The organism is Massilia timonae, assembly GCF_001866515.1.
GTDB classification, from domain to species: domain Bacteria; phylum Pseudomonadota; class Gammaproteobacteria; order Burkholderiales; family Burkholderiaceae_D; genus Telluria; species Telluria timonae.
Map to the genome: position 1 here is coordinate 1,575,123 of NZ_JRYB01000001.1, position 22,719 is coordinate 1,597,841.

General features: G+C 65.1%; 19 protein-coding genes. 12 read left to right on the top strand and 7 right to left on the bottom strand.

What is annotated here, in order from left to right:
- Nucleotides 1-114: 114 nt before the first annotated feature.
- Complete coding sequence (locus LO55_RS06780) at nt 115-651, top strand: carboxymuconolactone decarboxylase family protein (RefSeq protein ID WP_071360912.1); 537 nt, start codon at nt 115-117, stop codon at nt 649-651.
- Nucleotides 652-693: 42 nt separating this feature from the next.
- On the opposite strand, the gene LO55_RS06785 is transcribed toward LO55_RS06780, so the two are convergent.
- A complete protein-coding gene (locus LO55_RS06785; protein ID WP_229410093.1) occupies nt 694-1,287 on the bottom strand; it encodes a hypothetical protein in 594 nt (197 codons plus the stop codon).
- 245 nt (nt 1,288-1,532) lie between these two features.
- Here LO55_RS06785 and LO55_RS06790 point away from each other — a divergent pair, with 245 nt between their 5' ends.
- The 9 genes from LO55_RS06790 to LO55_RS06830 all read left to right on the top strand — a co-directional run bounded on the left by LO55_RS06790 (nt 1,533) and on the right by LO55_RS06830 (nt 11,565).
- Entirely contained in the window at nt 1,533-2,222 is a 690-nt protein-coding gene (locus LO55_RS06790) for a response regulator transcription factor (protein ID WP_071360914.1), read from the top strand.
- 60 nt (nt 2,223-2,282) lie between these two features.
- A complete protein-coding gene (gene hemA / locus LO55_RS06795) occupies nt 2,283-3,557 on the top strand; it encodes a glutamyl-tRNA reductase (RefSeq protein ID WP_071360915.1) in 1,275 nt (424 codons plus the stop codon).
- A gap of 99 nt (nt 3,558-3,656) precedes the next feature.
- A complete protein-coding gene (prfA, locus tag LO55_RS06800) occupies nt 3,657-4,733 on the top strand; it encodes a peptide chain release factor 1 (protein ID WP_071360916.1) in 1,077 nt (358 codons plus the stop codon).
- Nucleotides 4,734-4,849: 116 nt separating this feature from the next.
- Nucleotides 4,850-5,332 (top strand): disulfide bond formation protein B, encoded by a 483-nt coding sequence (locus tag LO55_RS06805; protein ID WP_005663953.1) that lies wholly within the window; start codon nt 4,850-4,852, stop codon nt 5,330-5,332.
- Complete coding sequence (gene prmC / locus LO55_RS06810) at nt 5,329-6,150, top strand: peptide chain release factor N(5)-glutamine methyltransferase (RefSeq protein ID WP_071360917.1); 822 nt, start codon at nt 5,329-5,331, stop codon at nt 6,148-6,150. Before LO55_RS06805 ends, prmC begins: the two co-directional genes overlap by 4 nt.
- Before the next feature lie 67 nt (nt 6,151-6,217).
- Nucleotides 6,218-8,251 (top strand): DUF885 domain-containing protein, encoded by a 2,034-nt coding sequence (locus tag LO55_RS06815; RefSeq protein WP_071360918.1) that lies wholly within the window; start codon nt 6,218-6,220, stop codon nt 8,249-8,251.
- A gap of 77 nt (nt 8,252-8,328) precedes the next feature.
- Entirely contained in the window at nt 8,329-9,924 is a 1,596-nt protein-coding gene (gene gshA / locus LO55_RS06820) for a glutamate--cysteine ligase (protein ID WP_071360919.1), read from the top strand.
- A gap of 88 nt (nt 9,925-10,012) precedes the next feature.
- A complete protein-coding gene (locus LO55_RS06825; protein ID WP_071360920.1) occupies nt 10,013-11,059 on the top strand; it encodes a histone deacetylase family protein in 1,047 nt (348 codons plus the stop codon).
- A 38-nt stretch (nt 11,060-11,097) separates the two neighbouring features.
- The gene (locus LO55_RS06830; RefSeq protein WP_071363704.1) at nt 11,098-11,565 is read left to right on the top strand and encodes a GNAT family N-acetyltransferase; all 468 of its coding nucleotides are present in this window, start codon (nt 11,098-11,100) and stop codon (nt 11,563-11,565) included.
- A gap of 33 nt (nt 11,566-11,598) precedes the next feature.
- Here LO55_RS06830 and LO55_RS06835 read toward each other — a convergent pair whose 3' ends face one another.
- The 6 genes from LO55_RS06835 to LO55_RS06860 all read right to left on the bottom strand — a co-directional run bounded on the left by LO55_RS06835 (nt 11,599) and on the right by LO55_RS06860 (nt 19,710).
- The gene (locus LO55_RS06835; protein ID WP_071360921.1) at nt 11,599-13,743 is read right to left on the bottom strand and encodes a PEP-CTERM sorting domain-containing protein; all 2,145 of its coding nucleotides are present in this window, start codon (nt 13,741-13,743) and stop codon (nt 11,599-11,601) included.
- Between the two features lie 84 nt (nt 13,744-13,827).
- Nucleotides 13,828-14,022: a hypothetical protein gene (locus tag LO55_RS06840; RefSeq protein WP_071360922.1), complete on the bottom strand. Its 195-nt coding sequence runs from the start codon at nt 14,020-14,022 to the stop codon at nt 13,828-13,830.
- A gap of 134 nt (nt 14,023-14,156) precedes the next feature.
- Entirely contained in the window at nt 14,157-14,591 is a 435-nt protein-coding gene (locus tag LO55_RS06845; RefSeq protein WP_071360923.1) for an FKBP-type peptidyl-prolyl cis-trans isomerase, read from the bottom strand.
- 206 nt (nt 14,592-14,797) lie between these two features.
- The gene (locus LO55_RS26260) at nt 14,798-16,285 is read right to left on the bottom strand and encodes an asparagine synthase-related protein (RefSeq protein ID WP_005663965.1); all 1,488 of its coding nucleotides are present in this window, start codon (nt 16,283-16,285) and stop codon (nt 14,798-14,800) included.
- 101 nt (nt 16,286-16,386) lie between these two features.
- Nucleotides 16,387-17,322 carry a glycosyltransferase gene (locus tag LO55_RS25745; protein WP_083415216.1) on the bottom strand — a complete coding sequence of 312 codons (936 nt, stop codon included), beginning with the start codon at nt 17,320-17,322 and terminating at the stop codon, nt 16,387-16,389.
- A 510-nt stretch (nt 17,323-17,832) separates the two neighbouring features.
- Nucleotides 17,833-19,710, bottom strand: coding sequence for a potassium transporter Kup (locus LO55_RS06860; RefSeq protein ID WP_071360925.1), 1,878 nt, complete (start codon nt 19,708-19,710; stop codon nt 17,833-17,835).
- A gap of 167 nt (nt 19,711-19,877) precedes the next feature.
- Here LO55_RS06860 and rarD point away from each other — a divergent pair, with 167 nt between their 5' ends.
- Entirely contained in the window at nt 19,878-20,759 is an 882-nt protein-coding gene (rarD, locus tag LO55_RS06865; protein ID WP_005663969.1) for an EamA family transporter RarD, read from the top strand.
- Between the two features lie 128 nt (nt 20,760-20,887).
- Complete coding sequence (ettA, locus tag LO55_RS06870) at nt 20,888-22,555, top strand: energy-dependent translational throttle protein EttA (protein ID WP_005663971.1); 1,668 nt, start codon at nt 20,888-20,890, stop codon at nt 22,553-22,555.
- The last annotated feature ends 164 nt before the right edge of the window (nt 22,556-22,719 follow it).

Sequence of the window (22,719 nt, forward strand, 5' to 3'; positions counted from 1 at the left end):
ATTAGTTGAGTCCGAGCATTCAAAGTATCGACGGGCCTGCCTATACTGGATTCATGGCTGCAACACATCGGCCAGCCAGCCACACCCGACGAACTTTCGACAAGGAGCTTCACCATGACCCGTCTCGCCTCCCGCCCCGTCCCGGACGCCACCGGCGCCGCCGCCCAATTGTTCAGCGCCATCCGGGGCGCCGTCGGCAAGGTGCCGAACGCCTACCGCGACATCGGCAGCAACAGCCCGGTGGTGCTGGAATCGGTGCTGGCCCTGGACGCCAGCCTCAAGAAAACCACGCTGTCGGCGCGCGACGTCGAAGTCATCAAGCTCGCGGTCAGCGCCGTCAACGGTTGCGACTACTGCGTGGCCGCCCACAGCCTGATGGGCAAGATGGCCGGCTTGTCCCCCGATGCGCTGGCCGCCGTGCGCCAGGGCCAGGCCACCGGCAATGCCCGCGAAGACGCGCTGGCGGAGTTCGCGCGCCACCTGGTGACGACCCGCGGCACCGTGGACGCGAGCAGGGTCGAGGCGGTCAAGGCGGCCGGCGTGAGCGATGCCCAGATCGTCGACCTCACCCTGGCGATCACGGCGATCACGCTGACGAACCTGTTCAACCGGATCAACGATACGGTGGTCGATTTTCCGAAGGTTGCCTGAACGCGCGGGGACTGCGCCGCCACGCGTCCGGGGCCCCTCGCCTTACATCACCAGCACCGGCTCCTTCGCCGGCCCGCTGAGCGCGCCGCCATTGACCTGCGCAGTGGCGGCGTCATCGTTCTCCTGCACCGGCTGCGGCGCCTCGCCCGCGGACTCGGCCCGCTCCAGCTCCTGCACCACCTTGACGCAGGCTTCGACGTGCTGCGCCCCCATCCGCTTGAACAGCGTGTAGCCGATCGCCGCCGACGCGATCTGGCCGGCCAGCGGCACTATCTTGGCCGTGGTCTTGACCGCCATCCGGCCGGCCACGACCCGGAACAGGCGCGCCACCGCGCCGCGCGTCACCAGTTTGCCGACCAGCATGCCGCCCACCGATGCCGCCGCCTTGTAGGCGATCACGCGCAGGCGCGGGTGCAGGCGCTCGATCTGCTTCTGGGTCAGGCCGAATTCGGCGTTGATCTGGTCGACCAGGGCGGCGAAGCCCGTGATGTCGGCCAGCAGGTCGAGGCCGGGCACCGGCACCGCGGCCACCGCCGCCGACATGGCGGCGCGTTTCTTGACCAGGGCCAGGCACGCGATGCGGGTGGTCTCGATGGCGGCGCCGCTGACGGGCACGCGATCCGCGGGCGCCGTCACATTTTTACGTGTAAACAACATAATTTACCCCTCTACATTATCTGAATGACATATGAAATTCAGTCTACGCCTGTAGCGAGATTTACTGCGTGGTCCCCTTAACACAACAGTCTTATAGTACAAATGTCACCTTTTGGTGTCTGGGCGAAGTTTATCAGTAGCATCGTTTTGTGAAAGTCTGATATATTTGGTTTAACTTTGTAGGAATCTTCCTACATAGGCAACCAAACAACATTTCGCCCGTCATGAAGATCGCCGTACTGGAGCAAGACCGCCCCCAAGCTGACCTGATTTGCCAGGTCCTCAGCGCTGCTGGCCACAGCTGTCAATCGTATGACAGCGCCAAGGAGCTGCTGGGGCAGTTGCGCAAGGACAGCGCCGACATGCTGGTGATGGACTGGAATGTCCCCGATATGGAAGGCGCCGAAGTGCTGCGCCGCGCCAAGGAAAAGCTGGCGTCCGCCGCGCCGACGATGTTCCTGGTCGGGAACAACGCCGAAGACGACATCATCGCCGGCGTCACCGCCGGCGCCGACGACTACCTGGTCAAGCCGCTGCGCCGCGGCGAGCTGGTGGCGCGCGTCTCGGCCCTGCTGCGCCGCGCCTATCCGTCGCAGAACAGCGCCGAGCAGCTGCAGTTCGGCCCGTACACCTTCGAGACCCGTCCCGGACGGCTGCTCAAGGACGGCTCGGTGATCGACGTGACCCAAAAAGAGTTTTCGCTGGCGCTGCTGTTCTTCCGCAACATCGGCCGCCCGCTGTCGCGCGCCTATATCCACGAATCGGTGTGGGTCCGCGAAAACGACGTGCCGTCGCGCACCATGGATACCCACGTTTCGCGCGTCCGCAACAAACTCCATCTGCGGCCGGAGAACGGCTTCCGCCTCGTGCCGGTCTACAGCTATGGCTACCGGCTGGAAAAGCTCGGCGCCTGAAACCCTCACAGCAAGAAGGTATAATGGCCCCAGTCCATTGACCTTCGCCCTCCCTCCGAAATGCAACTGCTTGCCGTCGGCCTGAACCACACCACAGCACCGGTCTCGCTGCGCGAGCAGCTGGCGCTCGCGCCCGACCAGATCGGCACGGCGGTGCAGTCGGCGCGCGGCTGGTTCGCGCGCCAAGGGTCCACCGGCGGCGAAGAGGCGGCGATCCTGTCGACCTGCAACCGCACCGAGCTGTACGCGGCGACGGGGCTGCCCGATCCCCTCGACGCTTCCGCCCAGTTCCTGGCGCATTATCACGCCCTGAACTACGCCGAGCTGCGCCCCCACCTCTACCTGCTGCCGCAGGACGACGCCGTGCGCCACGCCTTCCGCGTCGCGTCGGGCTTGGACTCGATGGTGCTGGGCGAGCCGCAGATCCTGGGCCAGATGAAGGATGCGGTGCGCACCGCCGATGCCGCCGGCGGCCTGGGCACCTATCTGCACCAGATGTTCCAGCGCACCTTCGCGGTGGCCAAGGAAGTGCGCACCACCACCGAGATCGGCGCCCACAGCGTGTCGATGGCCGCCGCCGCGGTGCGCCTCGCGCACCGCATCTTCGACCGCATCGCCGACCAGCACGTGCTGTTCATCGGCGCCGGCGAGATGATCGAGCTGTGCGCGGCCCACTTCGCGGCCCAGAACCCGAAATCGGTCACCATCGCCAACCGCACCATGGAGCGCGGCGAGGCGCTGGCCGCGCGCTACAACGGCCGCGCGATCCGCCTGGCCGACCTGCCGGACAACCTGCAGCAATTTGACATCGTCATCTCGTGCACCGCCTCGACCCTGCCGCTGATCGGCAAGGGCCTGGTCGAGCGCGCGGTCAAGGCGCGCCGCCACCGCCCGATGTTCATGGTCGACCTGGCCGTGCCGCGCGATATCGAACCCGAGGTCGCGCGCCTGGACGACGTGTTCCTGTACACGGTCGACGACCTGGCCCAGGTGGTGCAGACCGGCATGGAAAGCCGCCAGGCCGCCGTGCGCCAGGCCGAAGCCATCATCGAGACCCGGGTCCAGTCCTTCATGCACTGGGTCGGCGACCGCGCCGTGGTGCCGGTGATCCGCGATCTGCACGAATCGGGCGAGGCATTGCGCCAGGCCGAGCTCGAACGCGCGCGCAAGATGCTGGCGCGCGGCGACGATGCCGAAGCCGTGCTCGAAGCGCTGTCCAAGGGCCTCACCGCCAAGTTCCTGCACGGCCCGCAACAGGCCCTGCACCAGGCCCAGGGCGACGACCGCGCGCGCCTGGCCACCCTGCTGCCGCAGCTGTTCCGCGGCCGCCGTTAGCGCCCGATCCTCCCGGCGGCCCCGCCCGCCATGCGCGCCAGCTCGCGCAACCCGGCCCTTCGCTGCGGCCATCCGACCATCTTCATACCGAGACTGCCCATGAAACCTTCCATGCTGTTCAAGCTGGACCAACTCGCCAACCGCCTCGTCGAGCTGGATGAACTCCTGATGAGCGAAGGCGCCACCGCGAACATGGACAGCTACCGCAAGATGACGCGCGAGCACGCCGAACTGACGCCGCTGGTGGGCGTGTACCGCCAGTACCAGGGCGCGCTCGCGGATACCGAGGCGGCCCGCGAGCTGCTGCAGGATCCGGACATGAAGGACTTCGCCCAGGAGGAAATCGAGGCCGCGAAGGAACGCATGGCGGGCCTGGAACTCGAGCTGCAGAAAATGCTGCTGCCGAAGGACGCCAACGACGAGCGCAACATCTTCCTCGAGATCCGCGCCGGCACCGGCGGCGACGAATCGGCCCTGTTCGCGGGCGACCTGCTGCGCATGTACACCCGTTTCGCCGAGCGCAACCGCTGGCAGGTCGAGATGGTGTCCGAGTCGCCCTCCGACCTGGGCGGCTACCGCGAAGTGATCGTGCGCGTGGTGGGCCATGGCGCCTATTCGAAGCTCAAGTTCGAATCGGGCGGCCACCGCGTGCAGCGGGTGCCGGCCACCGAAACCCAGGGCCGCATCCACACCTCGGCCTGCACGGTGGCGGTGATGCCCGAGGCCGACGAGGTCGAGGACGTCGACATCAACCCGGCCGACCTGCGCATCGACACCTACCGCGCTTCCGGCGCCGGCGGCCAGCACATCAATAAAACAGATTCTGCAGTGCGTATCACCCACCTGCCGACCGGCCTGGTGGTGGAATGCCAGGATGACCGCAGCCAGCACAAGAACAAGGCCTCGGCCATGAAGGTGCTGGCGGCGCGCCTGAAGGACGCCCAGCTGCGCGAGCAGCAGTCGAAGGAAGCGGCTACCCGCAAGAGCCTGATCGGCTCGGGCGACCGCAGCGAGCGCATCCGCACCTACAACTTCCCGCAGGGCCGCCTGACCGACCACCGCATCAACCTGACCCTGTACAAGCTGGACTTCATCATGGACGGCGACCTGAAGGAGCTGACCGATGCGCTGGCCCAGGAACACCAGGCCGAATTGCTGGCGGCGCTCGGTGACTGATGACTTAAGTCATTGTTAAGTTGCCAGATTGAAAATGCACGACGTCGGGCGTGGCCGCTTCATGCGAAAATAAGCGCTTGCTCCGCCCCTTGGTACACGTTCTGAGAAAGCCACGCATGCCTACCAACCGCCAGGTCCTGTTCGCCATCTCGTCGATCTCGTTCGCGCTGATCGCCGTCGCCCTCTATCTGCAGCACATCATGGAGATGCGGCCCTGCCCGCTGTGCGTGATCCAGCGCTACATGTTCCTCGCCATCGGCGTGTGCACGCTGGTATCGGCCATCAGCGGCAAGGTGCGTGAAGGCACGATCCTGGCACTGCTGGCGGCCTTCGGCGGCCTGTACACGGTCGGCAAGCACCTGTACGTGATCGCCAATCCCGGCTTCTCGTGCGGCATCGATCCGATGGAAACGATGCTCAACAAGATCCCCACCGCCGAATACCTGCCGTGGCTGTTCCGCGCCGACGGGCTGTGCGAAGGCGCGACCGACGCCATCCTGGGCCTGGCCATCCCGCAATGGTCGGCGGTCTGGTTCGTGGTGCTCACCGTGCTGCTGGGCTGGGTGCTGCTGCGCCACTTCCGCGCCAAGCGGGCATGATCGAGGCCGGCGCCAACCTCGGGCAGGTGCGGCTGTCGCTGCCGCTCGATCCGCTGGAAAACCGCATCCTGCTGTGCCATGCGCTGCGCCTGCCGCGCGTGGCCCTGATCACGCAGTCGGAACGCGTGCTCACCGCTGAAGAAACGGCGCTCCTGGCGGCGCTGGTGCAACGCCGCCTGGACGGCGAACCGATCGCCTACATCGTCGGCGAGCGCGAATTCTTCGGGCTGCCGTTCAAGGTGACGCCGGCGGTGCTGATCCCGCGTCCGGACACCGAACTGATCGTCGAACTCGCGCTCGAGCGCCTGGCGCCGCAGCAGCGCGTGCTCGACATGGGCACCGGCAGTGGCGCGATCGCCGTCGCCGTCGCCCATACGCGGCCCGACGCCGACGTCACCGCGCTCGACGTGAGCGAAGAGGCGCTGGCCGTCGCGCGCGCCAATGCCGCCGCCAACGGCGCGCGCGTGCGCTTCCTGCGCAGCGACTGGTACGCAGCCCTCGGCGCCGAACGCTTCCACCTGATCGTCTCGAACCCGCCCTATATCGTGGCCGGCGACCGCCACCTGATCGAGGGCGACCTGCGCTTCGAGCCGATCGACGCCCTGACCGACCATGCCGACGGCCTGTCCGACCTGCGCACCATCGCCGATGGCGCGGCGGCGCACCTGGAACCCGGCGGCTGGCTGCTGCTCGAACATGGCTACGACCAGGCCGAGGCGGTGCGCGGCCTGCTCAAGGCGCGCGGCTACGGCGAGGTGCGGAGCTGGCGCGACCTGGCCGGCATCGAACGGGTCAGCGGAGGCCGCCGCGGTGCCTAGGGCGCCTGGGGCGCGCACCCCTGGGAATGGACTTGTTAAAATGACCAGTCCTGATTCCGGAGCATGCATGCGCATCCTGTTCGCCTCTCTCGTCCTGCTCGCCCCGCTGCATGGCGCCGCCGCCGTGCCGCCCGCGCCGGCCGCGCCGCCTGCCGTCACCCAGGATGCGCCGGGCGAGCAGCCGTCAAGGCTGGCGGCCCGGCTCTACGAGCGCGACTGGCAGTGGCAGTTGCGCCATGCGCCCGAGAAGGCCACCGCCTTGGGCGAGCATCGCTACAACGCCTGGCTGTCCGACACCTCGCTGGCGGGACGCGCGGCCGCGCTCGAGCACGAGCGCGCCATGCTGGCGGCGGCGCAGAAGATCGACCGCGCGCAGCTGGTTGGTGAAGACCGGGTGTCGTACGACCTGTTCGTAGCCGACAAGGAGCGCCTGATCACCGCCGGCGCCCTGACGCCCTTCGATCCGCTGCCGATCACCGCCTATGACGGCCTGCAGGTGCGCTTGCCGCGCCTGGTCGCGCAGATGCCGTTCGCGACCGACGCCGACTACCTGACCTATCTGGCGCGCCTGCAGGCGCTGCCGGCCCACGTCGACGGCCTGATCGAGCAGCTGCGCGCCGGCAAACAGGCCGGATGGACGATCCCGAAGGCCGCCATCGCGCCAGTGCCGGACGCCTTGCGCGCGCTGCGCGAAAAATTGGTCGACGGCGCGCTCGGCGCGCCCTTCCGGCGCATCCCGGCGACCATCGCGCCCGAGGTGCGCGAGCAGTTCCGCGCGGCCGGCAAGGCGGCCCTCGAACAGCAGGCGGCGCCCGCCCTGCGCAAGCTCGAGGACTTCCTGCGCCAGGACTACGTGCCCGCCGCGCGCGACAGCATCGGCGCCGCGGCGCTGCCGGGCGGCCCCGCGTGGTACGCCCAGCTGGTGAAGGACAGCACCACCACCGCGATGACGCCTTCCCAGGTGCATGCGCTCGGCCTGCAAGAGGTGGCGCGCCTGCGCGCGGACATCGAGCGTTTGATCCCGCGCACGGGCTTTCGCGGCGGCTTCGCCGAGTTCATCGCCTTCGCGCGCAGCGACCGGCGCCTGTTCTTCGGCGACGCGGCGGCCCTGCTCGACCGCTACCGGCGCACGCTGGCGCTGGCCCAGGCGCGGCTGGGCCGCGTGGTGACGGTCGTCCCGGCGGCCGGCATCGTCGTCAAGCCGATGGGCGTCGACGGCGCCAGCCAGCCGGCCGCCTATTACGAGGCCGGCAGCGCGGCGCGCACCGCCGCGCTGGTGGTCGACACGGCGCGCCTGGACGCGCGTCCGATCTGGCAGGTCGACACCGTGGCCCTGCACGAGGCGGTGCCCGGCCACCACCTGCAGGTGGCGCGCGCCCAGGAACTGGACCTGCCGGCGTTCCGGCGCCACGGCTGGTACGACGCCTACGGCGAAGGCTGGGCCACCTATGCCGAAAGCCTGGGCCCTGAACTCGGCCTGTTCCAGGATCCGTTCTCGCTGTTCGGCCACCTCAACGAAGAGATGTTCCGCGCCGCGCGCCTGGTGGTCGACACCGGCATCCATTCGCTCGGCTGGACGCGCCAGCAGGCGATCGACTACCTGAACACGCATACCGCCAATCCGCCGCTGGACAACGAGGCCGAGGTCGACCGCTATATCGCGCGTCCGGGCCAGGCGCTGGGCTACAAGATCGGCCAGCTGCGCATCCTGGCGCTGCGCACCCAGGCGCGCTCCGCGCTCGGCAAGCTGTTCGACCTGCGCCGCTTCCACGACGCCCTGCTCGGCGGCGGCGCCCTGCCGCTGGCCGAGCTGGAACGCCGGATGGGCCTCTGGCTCGCGGCCGAGAAGGATCCGGCCACGCGCGCCGGCGCGCCGCAGGCCGCGGCCGCCCCCGATGCCGAGTTCAACGCCGAGTTCGCATCGCGGCCGGAGCCGACCTGGATTCCCGCCTTCGAATTCGACTTCATGCTCGATGGCGAACTCCCGCCGGGCTACGACCCGGGCCCGGCGCCCGATTTCGCGCCGCCGTCCCCGCCTGCGCCGCCGCCTGCCAGCAAATCGTTCCGGGCGCCGCTCTGGGATGCGCCTTCGCCTGAATGAGGGGCGCCCGAACGCGCAGTCCGTTTTTCGGTTAATCTCTGCACCAACCGAACTGGCAGTATAAGAAAGGAAACACTGTGTCGAACCAATTCAACCGCCGCCTGGCCCTGCTCGACGACGACGACCACCGCGCCCTGCTGGGCCAGGGCCTGCGCGGCATCGAGCGCGAGACCCTACGGGTCGACGCGCAAGGCCGGCTGGCGCGCACCCCGCACTCCCCGGCGCTCGGTTCGGCCCTGACGCACCCGCACATCACGACCGACTACGCCGAGGCGCTGCTGGAATTCATCACGCCTGCCGAGCACGACATCGCGCTGGCGCTGCACCGCCTCGATGCGATCCACCGCTACGCCTACGCCAAGCTGGGCGACGAAATGCTGTGGGGCGTGTCGATGCCGGGCGAACTGCCGCCCGAGGAAGAGATCGAGATCGCCTGGTACGGCAAGTCGAATATCGGCATGCTCAAGCACGTGTACCGGCGCGGCCTGGCGCTGCGCTATGGCAAGGCCATGCAATGCATCGCCGGCATCCACTACAACTATTCGCTGCCGGAACGGTTGTGGCAGCTGTTCGCGCAAGAAGAAGGGATCACCGAGGAACGCCGCCATGCGCTGCGCGACTTCCAGTCGGAAAGCTATATCGCGATGATCCGCAACTTCCGCCGCTATTCCTGGCTGCTGATGTACCTGTTCGGCGCGACGCCGGCGCTCACCACCAGCTTCCTGCGCGGCCGTGAACACAATCTCGAGACCTTGTCGGGCGACACCCTGTACCTGCCCTACGCGACCAGCCTGCGCATGAGCGACCTGGGTTACCAGAACGATGCCCAGTCCGGCCTGCGTCCGCACGAGAACAGCCTGGAAAGCTATGTCACGAGCCTGATGGATGCGGTCAACCGTCCCTACGAGCCTTATGCCAAGCTGGGCACCAAGAAAGACGGCGAGTGGATCCAGCTGTCGACCAATGTGCTGCAGATCGAGAACGAGTATTACTCGACCATCCGACCCAAGCGCGTGATCCGCACCGGCGAGCGTCCGGTCCAGGCCCTGTGCAATCGCGGCGTGCAATACATCGAGGTGCGCTGCCTCGACGTCGACCCGTTCGAACCGGTCGGCATCGCCCTCGATACCGGCCGCTTCCTGGACGCCTTCCTGCTGTTCTGCGCGCTCGAGGAAAGCCCGCTGATCAGCGCCCACGACAGCCAGCTGCACGCGCGCAACTTCGCGCGCACGGTCAAGGAGGGCCGCCGCCCCGACCTGACCCTGACCCGCGACGGCGTCGAGGTGCCTTTGACGGAATGGGCGCTGGAACTGATCGAGCGCATCCGTCCGGTGGCGCAGCTGCTGGACGATCAGCACAACGAGGGCGACGTGCACCAGGGTTCGCTGGCCAGGCAGAAGGCGAAGATCGAGGATCCCTCGCTCACCCCGTCGGCGCGGGTGCTGGAAGAAGTGCGCGCGCTCGGCTCGGCCGCGGCCTTCGGCCTGCAGCAGAGCCGCCTGCATGCGGCCACCTTCCGCGACAGCCCGCTGATGCCGGCCGAGGAAGCGCTGTTCGACGAGATGGCGGCCAACTCGCACGCCGAGCAGGCGAGCATCGAGCAGACGGACACCGGCAGCTTCGACGACTTTGTTGCGGCCTACAATTGCAGTAGGCTATGCTCCAACAACTAAGTTCCGGTAGGCTGTAGTTCGACGGGGCGCGCCAGCGCCGCCACGGCCGCTCGCGCTTACCGCTTGACTCCGCAGCCCCGAGGACCACTTGCTCACGTTTTACAACGAACACCATGCCCAGCATGACGGCCGCGTCGAGCTCGATCGCGGCGAGCTGGCGCCTTGTTCGGAAAAACCCGAGCGCGCCGCTATCGTTCTGAAGGAATGCGAGCGGCGCGGCCTGGGCGCCATCGTCACGCCGCACGGCGTGCCGCTCATGACGCTCGAGCGGGTGCACAGCCCGCGCTATCTGCACTTCCTGCGCCAGGCCTGGAGCGAGTGGATCGCCCTCGACCCGCGCAATGCCGGCAAGGATGCCTTGCCGGGGGTGTGGCCGGTGCGCACCCTGCGCGCCGATATCGAGCCGGACGATGTTTGCGCGCGCCTCGGCCTGTACTCGATGGATGCCGCCACGCCGCTGACGAGCGGCACCTGGATCGCAGCCAAGACCGGCGCCGACTGCGCCGTCAATGCGGCCCATGCCCTGCGGCGCGGCGAGCGCGGCACCTTCGCGCTGACGCGCCCGCCCGGCCACCATGCCGGCAGCGATTTCTTCGGCGGCGCCTGCTTCCTGAACAATGCCGCGCTGGCGGCCCAGCACCTGCTGGACGACGGCCTGGAGCGCGTGGCCATCCTCGACCTCGACTACCACCACGGCAACGGCACCCAAAGCATTTTTTATCATCGCAACGACGTGCTGTTCGTCTCGATCCATGCCGACCCGCGCCAGGCATATCCGTTCTACCTGGGTCACGCCGACGAGACCGGCAGCGGCGCCGGCCTCGGCTACACGATGAATATCCCGCTCGCGCCCGGTTGCGGCAGCGGCGCCTGGTTCGCGGCGCTGGAAACCGCCTGCCTCAAGATCGCCATGACCCGGCCGCAGGCGCTGGTGGTCTCGCTCGGCGTCGATACGGCCGCGCAAGGACAGGATCCGCGCTTCGGCCTGCAGGGCGGCGATTTCCTGCGCATCGGCGAACGCATCGCCCACCTGGGCCTGCCCACGGCCTTCATGTTCGAGGGCGGCAACGCCGGCCCCGAGCTCGGCATCCATACGGTCAATGTGCTGGAAGGTTTCGAAACCGCCGCCGAATGACCGCCGTTCCACATTCCACCACCATCGCTTCGCATTTCATGACCACCTCTAGCCTCATCGACTGGCAATTCTCGCGCTTCGCCGACCTCTCCCCGTTCGACCTCTACGAAGTGCTGGCCCAGCGCCAGAACGTCTTCATCCTCGAGCAGACCTGCCTGTATCCCGACATCGACGGCCACGACCCCGAAGCCCACCACCTGCTGGGCTGGCGCAGCGTCGACGGCAAGCGCAGCCTGGCCGCCTACCTGCGCGTGCTGGCCCCGGGCGCCAAGTACGACGAGATGTCGATCGGCCGCGTGATCACCACCCCGGCCGCGCGCGGCACGGGCGCCGGCCGCGCCCTGCTCGACGAGGGCATCCGCCAGGCCGAGGCGCTGTATCCGGGCCACCGCATCCGCATCGGCGCCCAGCAATACCTGGAGCGCTTCTACGGCAGCTTCGGCTTCCAGACCGTCTCGGAACCCTATGACGAAGACGGCATCATGCACATCGACATGCTGCGCTGAACCGCCCGCACGACTGCGGGCGGCGCCGCGGCCTCAGCAATCGCATGGCGGCGGATCGAGCCGCACATACTGGCAGTCTTCGAGACGGCAGGCCAGGGCCAGGATCTGGCGCGCATCGTTGATGTCGGTCGCATCCACCAGCGTCCAGCCGGCGGGCATCGCGCTCAGCGCGTTCAGGTCGCGCATCGCGCCCCGCTCGTAGAGGAAGGCGTGCGACGCCGGGCCATCGGGTGTGTCGGCGCTCGACGAGCCGACGACCGATGCGGCGTTGTTGAGACCGTTGGCGACGCCATAGCCGAAGCCGCCCAGCGCGCCCAGGCCGTACATCACGCCGTCCGAATACAGGAACGGCTGCCATAGATAGCTGGCGCCGTCGATGACGATGCCGGTATCGGCGACGCCCACCACGTCGCCCGCATCGTTGATGTCGAAGGCGCTGCTGTTCTTGCCGCCCAGCGTCCCCAGGCTGCGCATGATCTGGTCGCGATACACGTAGGCAAGGTAGTGCGGCACCGGGATCGCGTCGCCCGTGACCGACGCGGTGCCGGTCACGGCGCCGTGGCGGTTGATCGCGGCGGAACCGCCCCAGGTGCCGCCGAACGTGGGAATGATGCGCGTGATGCCGTTGGCGACGACGAAGCCGCGGCCACGCTCGCCGACGCCAAAGGCGGCGTTGCCGGATACCGCCCCGCTGTCGTTCAGGCCGCTCGCCGAATTGAAACCCACCAGCACCCCGCGCCCGGCATTGCGCAGGCCGGCGGGCGAGAACACGTGGGCGGCATCAACGTAGGCCCCGGCCAGGTGGCCGTGACCGTTGATCGCGGCGGCGCTCGAACCCGGCGCCAGCGCGGCGTAATCGCGCACGGTGGCGCCATCCCACACGGCGGCCGCGCCGTTGCTGCCGGCCACATGGCCCTTGCCATTGATGGCCCTGGCATTGAGTTCGGCCGGAATGAAGGTGACCCGGAACAAGCCCGGCGCGGCCTGCGCCGCTTCCACCGGCGCTGTGGCCGGCGCGGCGGCCGCTGCCAGCGGCGCCGCCAGCGGTCCGATCAGGAGCGCCGGCGCCATCCGGTGCAGGCGCGCGCGCGGGCGCCGGCGCGCGCGCCAGGCCAGCAGCGCCAGCCCCGTCCCCAGCATCGCCCAGGTCCCCGGCTCGGGCACCGCCGTGACCAGGTCGAGCCGTACCGCACGGCAGTCGCCCAGCCCGTTGCAGGCCTGGGCCAGGATCTGGCCGGCATCGTTGACGTCGAGCGCATTCACCAGCTGCCAGTCGCCGCGCTCGCCCACCAGCGCATTGAGGTCGAGCATGCCGTCACGCCCGCCGTCGGCCCCATAAACGAAGGCATGGTAGTCGAAGCCGCCCACGCTGCCGATGCCGGACAGGCCCACCACGAGCCCGGCATTGTTGAGCGCATTGGCGCGCCCGGACACGCCGCCCAGCGTGCCGAGATCGATCATGCGGTCATCAAGGGGCGAGAACAGGAAGGGCCGCTCGCCGAAGTTGTCCTCGAGCCCGGACCAGCCGGCGACGAAGCCGGCGTCGTTGATGTCGTTCGCTTCGCTGAACCAGCCGCCCAGCGAGCCGAGGTCGTGCTGGACGCCGTCGCGATAGACCGAGGCCGTGCGGCGCGGATCGCCCCAGTCGTCGCCATCGCCGGCGCGGCTGGCGAAGCCCGCGATGTGGCCGCTGGCATTGATCGCATTGGCCACGCTGATCGTGCCGCCGAAGCTGCCCAGCTGGGTCACGGCGCCCGACTGGTACAGGAAGGCGTAGGTCTCGGAAAAGCCGACGGCGCCGAAGCCCGCCACCTGGCCGGCGTCGTTGATGGCGGTGGCCCAGGTGCCGTAGGCCGGCGGCACGTTGAAGATCGAGAACGCGCCGCCGGCATACACGAAGGCGTCGCTGCCGACGCGGCCGACGATGGAACCGCCGTTATTGATCGCCAGGCCTTCGCTGCCGGGCAGGAGCGAGGCCAGGTAGGTGGTGCCGCCCGTCGACCACACCGCCGCCCCGCCCTGCGCGGTGCCGACCACCCGCCCGGCGCCGTCGAGGCCGGCGGCGGTGAAGTCTTGCGGCAGCCAGGTCATGCGGTACAGCGGCGCCGCCATGGCCAGTCCCGGCAATGCCACTAATACCACCAACAATTTATTTAAGAAATGTTTGCGCAGGGACATGATCAATCCTTCCGGTGACCGGGGAATCTCAACGATGTCGCAAATAAAGCGCGGCCGTTCTGCGCCAGCGCAGGCGTATGCGGATCACGAGGCGGCCAAGCGGCCGGCCCCGAGCAGCAGCAGCGCGGCGGCCAGCAGCAGCCAGGCGGGCGGGTCGGCGGCGAGAACGGGATCAGCGACGACGCAAGCCGGGAAGACCGGCGCGGGCGCGGGCGTGGTGGCGGCGAAGGCAGAGTAGCTGGGCAGCAGGCAGACGGCAAAGTGGAAAGAAGAACGCATGATCGGCTCGGCCTAAAATCCCGAGCATCGCCTGCCGCCGTCCGGTGGAGCGTGCGCCAGGTCAGCCGTACACGCAAAAAAAGACCGGGGCGATGCCCCGGTCCGGTAGGTCATTAACGCCGGGCCTGGCCGGCTTACTCGACCTTGGTCAGGATGATTTCATACACCAGGCCCGAGTTCGGCGGAACCGGACCGTTGCCGGTCGCGCCGTAGGCCTGGTTAGCCGGGATCAGGACGGTGCGCTTGCCGCCGACCTTCATGCCGATCACACCCTGGTCGTAGCCGGGAATGACGGTGCCGCTGCCGACGACGTAAGGGCGCAGATTGCCCGATTCCAGACGCGTGCCCTTGAAGTCGGCGACCTTGTCGTTATACAGCCACAGCGTGTACTGGGTGGTCACCGTCTTGCCGGTCACGGCCTCGGCGCCGGTACCCACCGTGTTGTCGGTCTTGGTCAGCGCCGCAGGGCTGCTGACGACGGGCTTGTCGTCGTCGCTGCCCCCACCGCCGCAGGCGGTCAGGGCGAGCATGGCGGCAAAGGCGGCGATCAGGGGAAACTTCAGCTTCATGGGGGGTCCTCGACAGGAAAGGCAAATAAGGTTGGTATAACGAAACCTCGTACCTTATCGAATCAGTCCCATAAAACTGTCTTGAATTTGTCTGATAATTGTCGTGCCATTCTGCAACGGACGTGCCTGGATGACAGCGAGAGAAGTCAACCTCGCCCCCTCGGCCTGAAACGGCCGATGCGGGATGCCATGGCATTCCGCGGCGCTCAGCGACGCGACGCGATATCGAGCTGGTCGAGATAGAGTGCCAACGGACTGTACCAGTGTGTAGACGCACTGAAGGCTGAACTGAAGAGGGTCCGCACAGCGCGTGGAAGGGCAAAGCGCTTGTTGATCAGTCGTGATGATGGACGAAGCAGCAGGCGCTTGGCTACCTTCCTGCCAAATTCGGCGTGAAGCAGCATGAAGTCTGGCGAATCGGCGCGCTTTCCTTTGTCTTCATATGGAAGTCCTGCGTACTCGGGATATGCGCGGCTGATTGTATCTGTATGGAAGGTATGATCGACTAACATTTCTACAGGCAGTCCCGTAAGAAAGTCGTAGAGATCATGATCCAGGAATGGAGCATACACGGTTGGCACATCTCCCAGCAGGCCATAGGGTACCAAGGCAATCTCGCGTCGTGTACGGTTCCAGAAGAAGAACGAACCGACCGGATTTGGACTATCCAAATGAGTTTTTACTTCTTTTTCCAGATGGGTGACAGCAAGTTCCAGGCTTGTACTACGGTATAACTGCGGCGTCAGAAGATTGCTGAGTTTCCTCTCGGCTTTGCTAAGGAGCTGTGTTGCGATTTCTTTGGCAGAAGCGGTCTGGAATAATCGCAGGCGTTCCTCTGTCAGAAAAACGCTTTGCGAAAGAACATCTCCTGCAATACCGTCATAAACGACACGTTCTCGCGCGCGAATATTGGATACCGTCTCCAGATACCAGGCATGCTCATCGGTGCAATAACTGGTCAACAGATTTTTCGCCGCTTCCGCTGTGTAAAATGAGCCGGATTGCGGAATAATGTCATGCTTCAACCCGAATTCTTGCGTAAGCATGGTGGCAATGCGCGCATCTTCGTTTCCCCGTGGTGGGAAGTGGAGCGCAGTAATGCAGCGACCAGGCTTATGCCCTTGGCGGAGCAGTTCGAACAAGATATGTCGTGAATCGCGTCCTCCGCTCAATGGCACAGCGAAATTCGCATCGGAGGGAGCCCGCCGGGTCATCGAACGGCGGAAAAGTTCGTTATAGGTGTCGAGCGCAGATGTGCGAGATTCGCCACGGCTGGGGGCGCCACGGGCCCTGGTCGCGCGTTCAAGACGTAGTTCACCATCCCAACTCAGTGTCGCCGCCGGCGGCAGGGCGCGGATGTGGCGGAAAGGTGTATCGTCGCCGATAAAAAAGCCGAGCCTGAAGAATACGGATAGCGCCGTTTCATCCAGTTCGGGACTGGCACCGGCATTGAGAAGCTGATCGATGGACGACGATATCGCGAATTCCCCGTCGCGCGAGTAATAAAAAACCGGGAACATCCCGTAGCGGTCGTTGCGCGCAGTTAAGCACTTCCCATCCCAGTTCCATTCGACGTAGATGCCGTCGGGATTACCCGATTCTCGTGCGATCTGGTGCCCAAGGGCACAATGCGCTTTTCCCCGAACATCAAACCCTTCAGTCAGCCGTTTGACGTGGAAAAATGATTCGTTCATTCCAATATCCAATTCATGAAAAGATTGATGCACAAGTTCTATATCACAATCCGTTCAATGATCCAGTCTTGCGATGCCCGGTTGAGCTCGCTAAGGCAGCCTCATTGCTTCCGCGATGCTGCGTTTTTCAGATCATGTGCCTGATGCAAGAATCCACGCGTGTGATGGTAGTGGAAGCGCGCCTTGAACTTGGCTTCACTATCGCCACGCAACGTTGCCAAGGCAATTTGCAGTGCATGACGCATTTTTTTCGTATATAGCCAGCGCGGTACGCCAAATAATGTGGGGAAGTGCGTCATGTCGCCCGTTTCCAGACATGTACCGCGTCCTCCTCGGAAAGCGCGGCCCAGGCAAAACTCCTCAGTTAACTGATGTGGACGAATAAAATGGTTGACTCGCGGATTGTTCGAGAACCAGGCTTTATGGCCTGCGGCGACGACACGCTTATTGAATTCCGTCTCGCTACCCATGATATAGTTACCGCGGTTTGGTCCTACATTCGGGTTGAACCGGTGCCCGGCTTCGAACACCCGGCGGCGAACTGCCATATTCGGTCCCCATATGGCGCCGGGCTGAATCGGGCCGTCGCTGAAGTTGGTGATCGCGAACGCCAGCCCAAGTGGAACATGACGCAGCACCCAGTCAGGAGGTGGGGCGCCCCAATCGGGCAATATTGCACCACCAAACAGGTCATAGTCGGCGTTCTCCAGCATGCAAGCCTGCATCGCAACAAGCCAATCGGGCTCAGGCGTGGCGTCATCGTCTGTCATCACGAACAACTCGGCGGCCGGACGACGTTGCAGCGCCAGCTCAACGCCACGGTTGAGTGCTGCATTCTTGCCGCTTCGCTCCTGATGAACGTATTCGATCGGCAATAATTTTGCGTAAGATTCGACGATTGAACGGGTTTCGTCATCGCTCCCATCATCCACCACGATGGCCGACCACCCACCTACGGGTTGTGCGAGGTTCGCATATCCTTCAAACACTTTTGGCAACGTCTTGGCCCCGTTGCACGTTGCCATAATAATTATCATGGACAAGATTTATCTCCTATAGTCACCTAAATCTTCGCGAGTGTGTTGGCTGACCTGAATAACTGTCAGCTACAAGTGTATCGAGGAGGGGCTGTTCGGCTTCAAGTCCAGAATGCGGCAAGTCTGTACATGTCAGGTAACAGGCAGCGCCGTGGTTGACTGCTTCCCGTGGAACCTGCCAGTACTTCATGCAATACGCTTTTGCCTTACTCTCACGAAATTCATGGCGTCAGGCATATACAGTTTGGCATGACCATACACACAGGGTTCCCCTGACCATCGGTAAAAAATTGTCAACAATCTTAGCATTTTTCTGCCATGTCATCTTTCCAGGAGAAAATCATGACACCTGGCCACTCGTCTGCCCGATATCAGGCGAGCCCCTGTGATCGTGGTGCGGGACCGCCATGGCCACGCATGCGGACTGCCGGCAGGCTGCAACATGGCAGAATGACAATCGTACACTGAGATATACAGTTCCAGATCCGTACATCAATGGCGGCGGTCTCCTCAGATCTCGATCTGCGTGCCCAGCTCGATCACCCGGTTGCTGCGGATCTGGTAATAGTCGGCCGCGCTGCGCGCATTGCGCGACATCGCCACGTACAGGTGCTCGCGCCATGGCGCCATGCCGCCGCCCGGGCCCGAGATCACGGTCTGGCGCGCGATGAAGAACGAGGTTTCCATCATCTCGAACGACAGGCCGAGCGCGCCGCAGCGGTCGAGGATGTCCGGAATGTCGGCCTCGTCCTTGAAGCCATAGTGGATGTTCAGCTGGTAGCAGTTGTGGCCCAGGTCGACGATGTCGATCTGTTCCTCGAACGGCACCCATGGCTCCTCGCGCATGTGCACGGTCAGGAACACCACCCGTTCGTGCAGCACCTTGTTGTGCGACAGGTTGTGCAGCATCGCGTGCGGCACGCCGTCGCTTTCGCCGCGCAGGAAGATGGCGGTGCCCGGCACCCGCGTCGGCGGCGCCACGAACAGCGATTCCATGAAGGCTTCCAGCGGAATCGCATGCTTCTGCAGGTTCTCGAACACCAGAGCGCGTCCGCGCTTCCAGGTCAGCATCAGGGTCAGCAGCACGCCGCCCATCAGCAGCGGGAACCAGCCGCCGTGGAAGACCTTGGTGGTGGTGGCCGAGAACAGCAGCACATCGATGATCAGGAAGAAGCCGGTCGCGCCCAGGCAGACCCACAGCGGCATGCGCCAGCGGTAGCGGGTCACGAAGAAGGTCAGCACGGTGGTCATCATCATGGTCGCCGTGACCGCGATGCCGTAGGCGCCGGCCAGCTCGTCCGACGAGCCGAAGCCGACCACGGCGATCAGCACCACCGCCAGCTGCAGCCAGTTGACGGCCGGAATGTAGATCTGGCCGATCTCGCTTTCCGAGGTGTGCAGGATGCGCATGCGCGGCAGCAGGCCGAGCGCGATCGCCTGCTTGGTCATCGAATAGGTGCCGCTGATCGTGGCCTGCGAGGCGATCACCGCCGCCATGGTCGACAGGATCACCAGCGGGATCACGCTCCAGGTGCCGAGCTGGTGGTAGAACGGGTTTTCCACCGCGCCGGGATCGGCGATCAGCAGGCCGCCTTGCCCCAGGTAGTTCAGGGTCAGCGCCGGATAGGCGATCAGGAACCAGGCCATGCGGATCGGCTTGGCGCCGAAGTGCCCCATGTCGGCATACAGGGCCTCGGCGCCGGTGATCGCCAGCACCACCGCGCCCAGCGCGATAAAGGCCAGCAATTTATTGTCCAGCATGAAGTGCGCCGCATGCCAGGGGTTGAGCGCGTTCAGGATCTCGGGCGACTGGACGATGTTGACGATGCCCATCGCGGCCAGCGCCAGGAACCACACCAGCATCACCGGACCGAAGAAGCGGCCGATGCCGGCCGTGCCATGGCGCTGCACGCTGTACAGGGCCACCAGCACCACCACCGCCAGGGGCACCACGTAGTGCGACATGCCGGGCGCGGCCACCTCGAGGCCCTCGATCGCGCCGAGCACCGAGATCGCCGGCGTGATCACGCTGTCGCCATAGAACATGGTGGCGCCGATGACGCCGATGGCCAGCAGCGGGAAACTCCAGCGCGAGTGGCGCGGCACCGAGTTGGTCGCCAGCGCCATCAGGGCCATGATGCCGCCCTCGCCGCGGTTGTGCGCGCGCAGCACCAGGGTCACGTACTTGAGCGAAACGATGACCGTGAGCGCCCAGAAGATCAGGGAGATGACGCCGAGGATGTTGGGAGTATTGAGGGGCAGGCCGTGGGTGTCGTCGAACACCGCGCGCAGCGTGTAGAGGGGGCTGGTGCCGATGTCGCCGTAGACGATGCCGACCGCAGCCAGGGTAAGTGCCGCCAGGCTGCTTTTCTTGCTATCTGATGTCAAGATTACACCATCGCTTTTGTAGTGGTGCGGCGCACCATAAAATAGTGGCTGAAAAAAAGCAAGAATATTTCGTGGTGCATCATACACCCCTGCAAAAAGAGGCATGCTCCAGCAGCGGTGTACGTATTCAGGGATAATGTCATCCCTGCAATCCAGCCCCCACTTCCATGCGTTCCGGAATCATCTACGCGGCCCTCGCCTTTCTCTGCTGGGGCCTGTTCCCCATTTATTTCCACGCGCTGGACGGCGTGCCGCCACTGCAGATCCTGGCGCACCGCATGCTGTGGTCGCTCGGCTTCCTGCTGATCGTGCTGGTGCTGCGGCGCCAATGGAAATGGCTGAACGTGGTGCGCCAGCCGCGCGTGTTCTTCAGCTTCGTGCTGTCCGCCCTGCTGCTCAGCGCCAACTGGCTGGTGTATATCTGGTCGGTCACCAACCACCACGTGATCGAAGCCAGCCTCGGTTATTTCATCAATCCGCTGGTCAATATCATGCTGGGCTACCTGATCCTGAAGGAGCGCCTGCGCGCCGTCCAGTGGGTGGCGATCGCGATTGCCGCGCTGGGCGTGGCCTGGCTGACCTGGCAGACCGGCACGGTGCCCTGGATCGCGCTGTTCCTGGCGTTCTCCTTCGGCGGCTACGGCCTGCTGCGCAAGACGGCGGCGCTCGGCGCGCTCGAGGGACTGTCGTTCGAGACCATCGTGCTGTTCCCGCTGGCGGCCGCCTACGTCATCTGGCTGACCGTGAATGGCCAGAACGTGTTCATCAATACCGACTCCGACACCACGCGCGTGCTGCTGGTGATGGCCGGCCCGCTCACCGCGATCCCGCTGCTGCTGTTCGCCAGCGGCGCGCGCAAGATCCCGCTGTCGGTCCTGGGCCTGCTGCAATACCTGTCGCCGACGCTGCAATTCCTGCTCGGCGTGTGGCTGTTCAAGGAAGCGTTTACCGCCGATCGCCTGGTCGGCTTCGTGCTGATCTGGAGCGCGCTGATCCTGTTCGCCGGCGAAGGCCTGCTGCGCCGGCCGCCGGCGCCGGCCAAGGGCTGATCCGGCGCAGTTCCTCGCAGTTCCTGTTATTAACCCGCAGGATTTCACCGGCATCGGCCAAGAAATCCTGTGTCGGGCACGGGGTTCTGTCGTATCCTGTGCACCTTAAACAACACCAGAGTCAAAGCATGGCCAATTACGTCTATACGATGAACCGCGTGGGCAAGATCGTCCCGCCGAAACGTCAAATTCTCAAGGACATCTCGCTGTCCTTCTTCCCGGGCGCCAAGATCGGCGTGCTGGGCCTGAACGGCTCGGGCAAGTCGACCCTGCTCAAGATCATGGCCGGCATCGACACCGACATCCAGGGCGAAGCACGCCCGATGCCGGGCCTGAACATCGGCTACCTGCCGCAGGAACCGCAGCTCGACCCGGAAAAAACCGTGCGTCAAGAAGTGGAATCCGGCCTCGGCGAAGCCTTCGAGGCGCAAGCCAAGCTCGAAGCCGTGTATGCCGCCTACGCCGACGAGGACGCCGACTTCGACGCCCTGGCCAAGGAGCAGGAACGCCTGGAATCGATCATCGCCGCGGCCGACGGCGGCAACCTGAACCTGCAGATGGAAATGGCCGCCGACGCGCTGCGCCTGCCGCCATGGGACCAGAAAATCGGCGTGCTGTCGGGCGGCGAGAAGCGCCGCGTGGCGCTGTGCAAGCTGCTGCTGTCGAAACCCGACATGCTGCTGCTCGACGAACCGACCAACCACCTGGACGCCGAATCGGTCGAGTGGCTGGAGCAATTCCTGCTGCGCTTCCCGGGCACCGTGGTCGGCATCACCCACGACCGCTACTTCCTCGACAACGCCGCCGAATGGATCCTGGAACTGGACCGCGGCCATGGCATCCCATGGAAGGGCAATTACTCGTCGTGGCTCGACCAGAAGCAGGCGCGCCTGAAGCAAGAAGAAGCGACCGAATCGGCGCGCCAGAAGGCGCTGCAGAAGGAACTCGAATGGTCGCGCCAGAATCCGAAGGCGCGCCAGGCCAAGTCGAAGGCCCGCCTGGCCCGCTTCAACGAACTCTCCGAATACGAATACCAGAAGCGCAACGAGACGCAGGAGATCTTCATCCCCGTGGCCGAGCGCCTGGGCAATGAAGTCATCGAGTTCAAGAACGTCTCGAAAGCCTTCGGCGACCGTCTCTTGATCGATAATTTGTCGTTCACCATCCCGCCAGGCGCGATCGTCGGCATCATCGGCCCCAACGGCGCCGGTAAGTCGACCCTGTTCAAGATGATCGCCGGCAAAGAGCAGCCGGACAGCGGCGAAGTCGTGATCGGCAAGACCGCCAAGGTGTCGCTGGTCGACCAGAGCCGCGACGAACTGGCCAACAACAAGACCGTGTTCGAAGACGTCTCCGGCGGCGCCGACATGCTCAGCGTGGGCCGCTTCGAAATGCCGTCGCGCGCCTACCTGGGCCGCTTCAACTTCAAGGGTTCTGACCAGCAAAAAGTCGTGGGCAATCTGTCGGGCGGTGAACGCGGCCGTCTGCACCTGGCCAAGACTCTGCTGCAAGGCGGCAACGTCCTGCTGCTGGACGAACCGTCGAACGACCTGGACGTCGAAACCCTGCGCGCACTGGAAGATGCACTGCTCGAGTTCGCCGGCAGCGTGATGGTGATCTCCCACGATCGCTGGTTCCTGGACCGCATCGCGACCCATATCCTGGCCTTCGAAGGCGATTCGCAGGTTACCTTCTTCGATGGCAACTATCAGGAATACGAAGCCGACAAGAAGAAACGCCTGGGCGAAGAAGGCGCCAAGCCGAAGCGTATCCGCTACAAGCCGCTGACCACCTGATCCGTGGACAGAATGCAAGCGCTTGTTTCGTAACGGAAATCCCGCCTTGGCGATCGCCTTGGCGGGCTTTTTACTAGCGGAAATGGAACGGAGTCGGAATGCAAAATATGTAAAACTGTTTGCGATGAGGACTACCGGAAGCTCGTCGACCGCAGCCGCTTCAT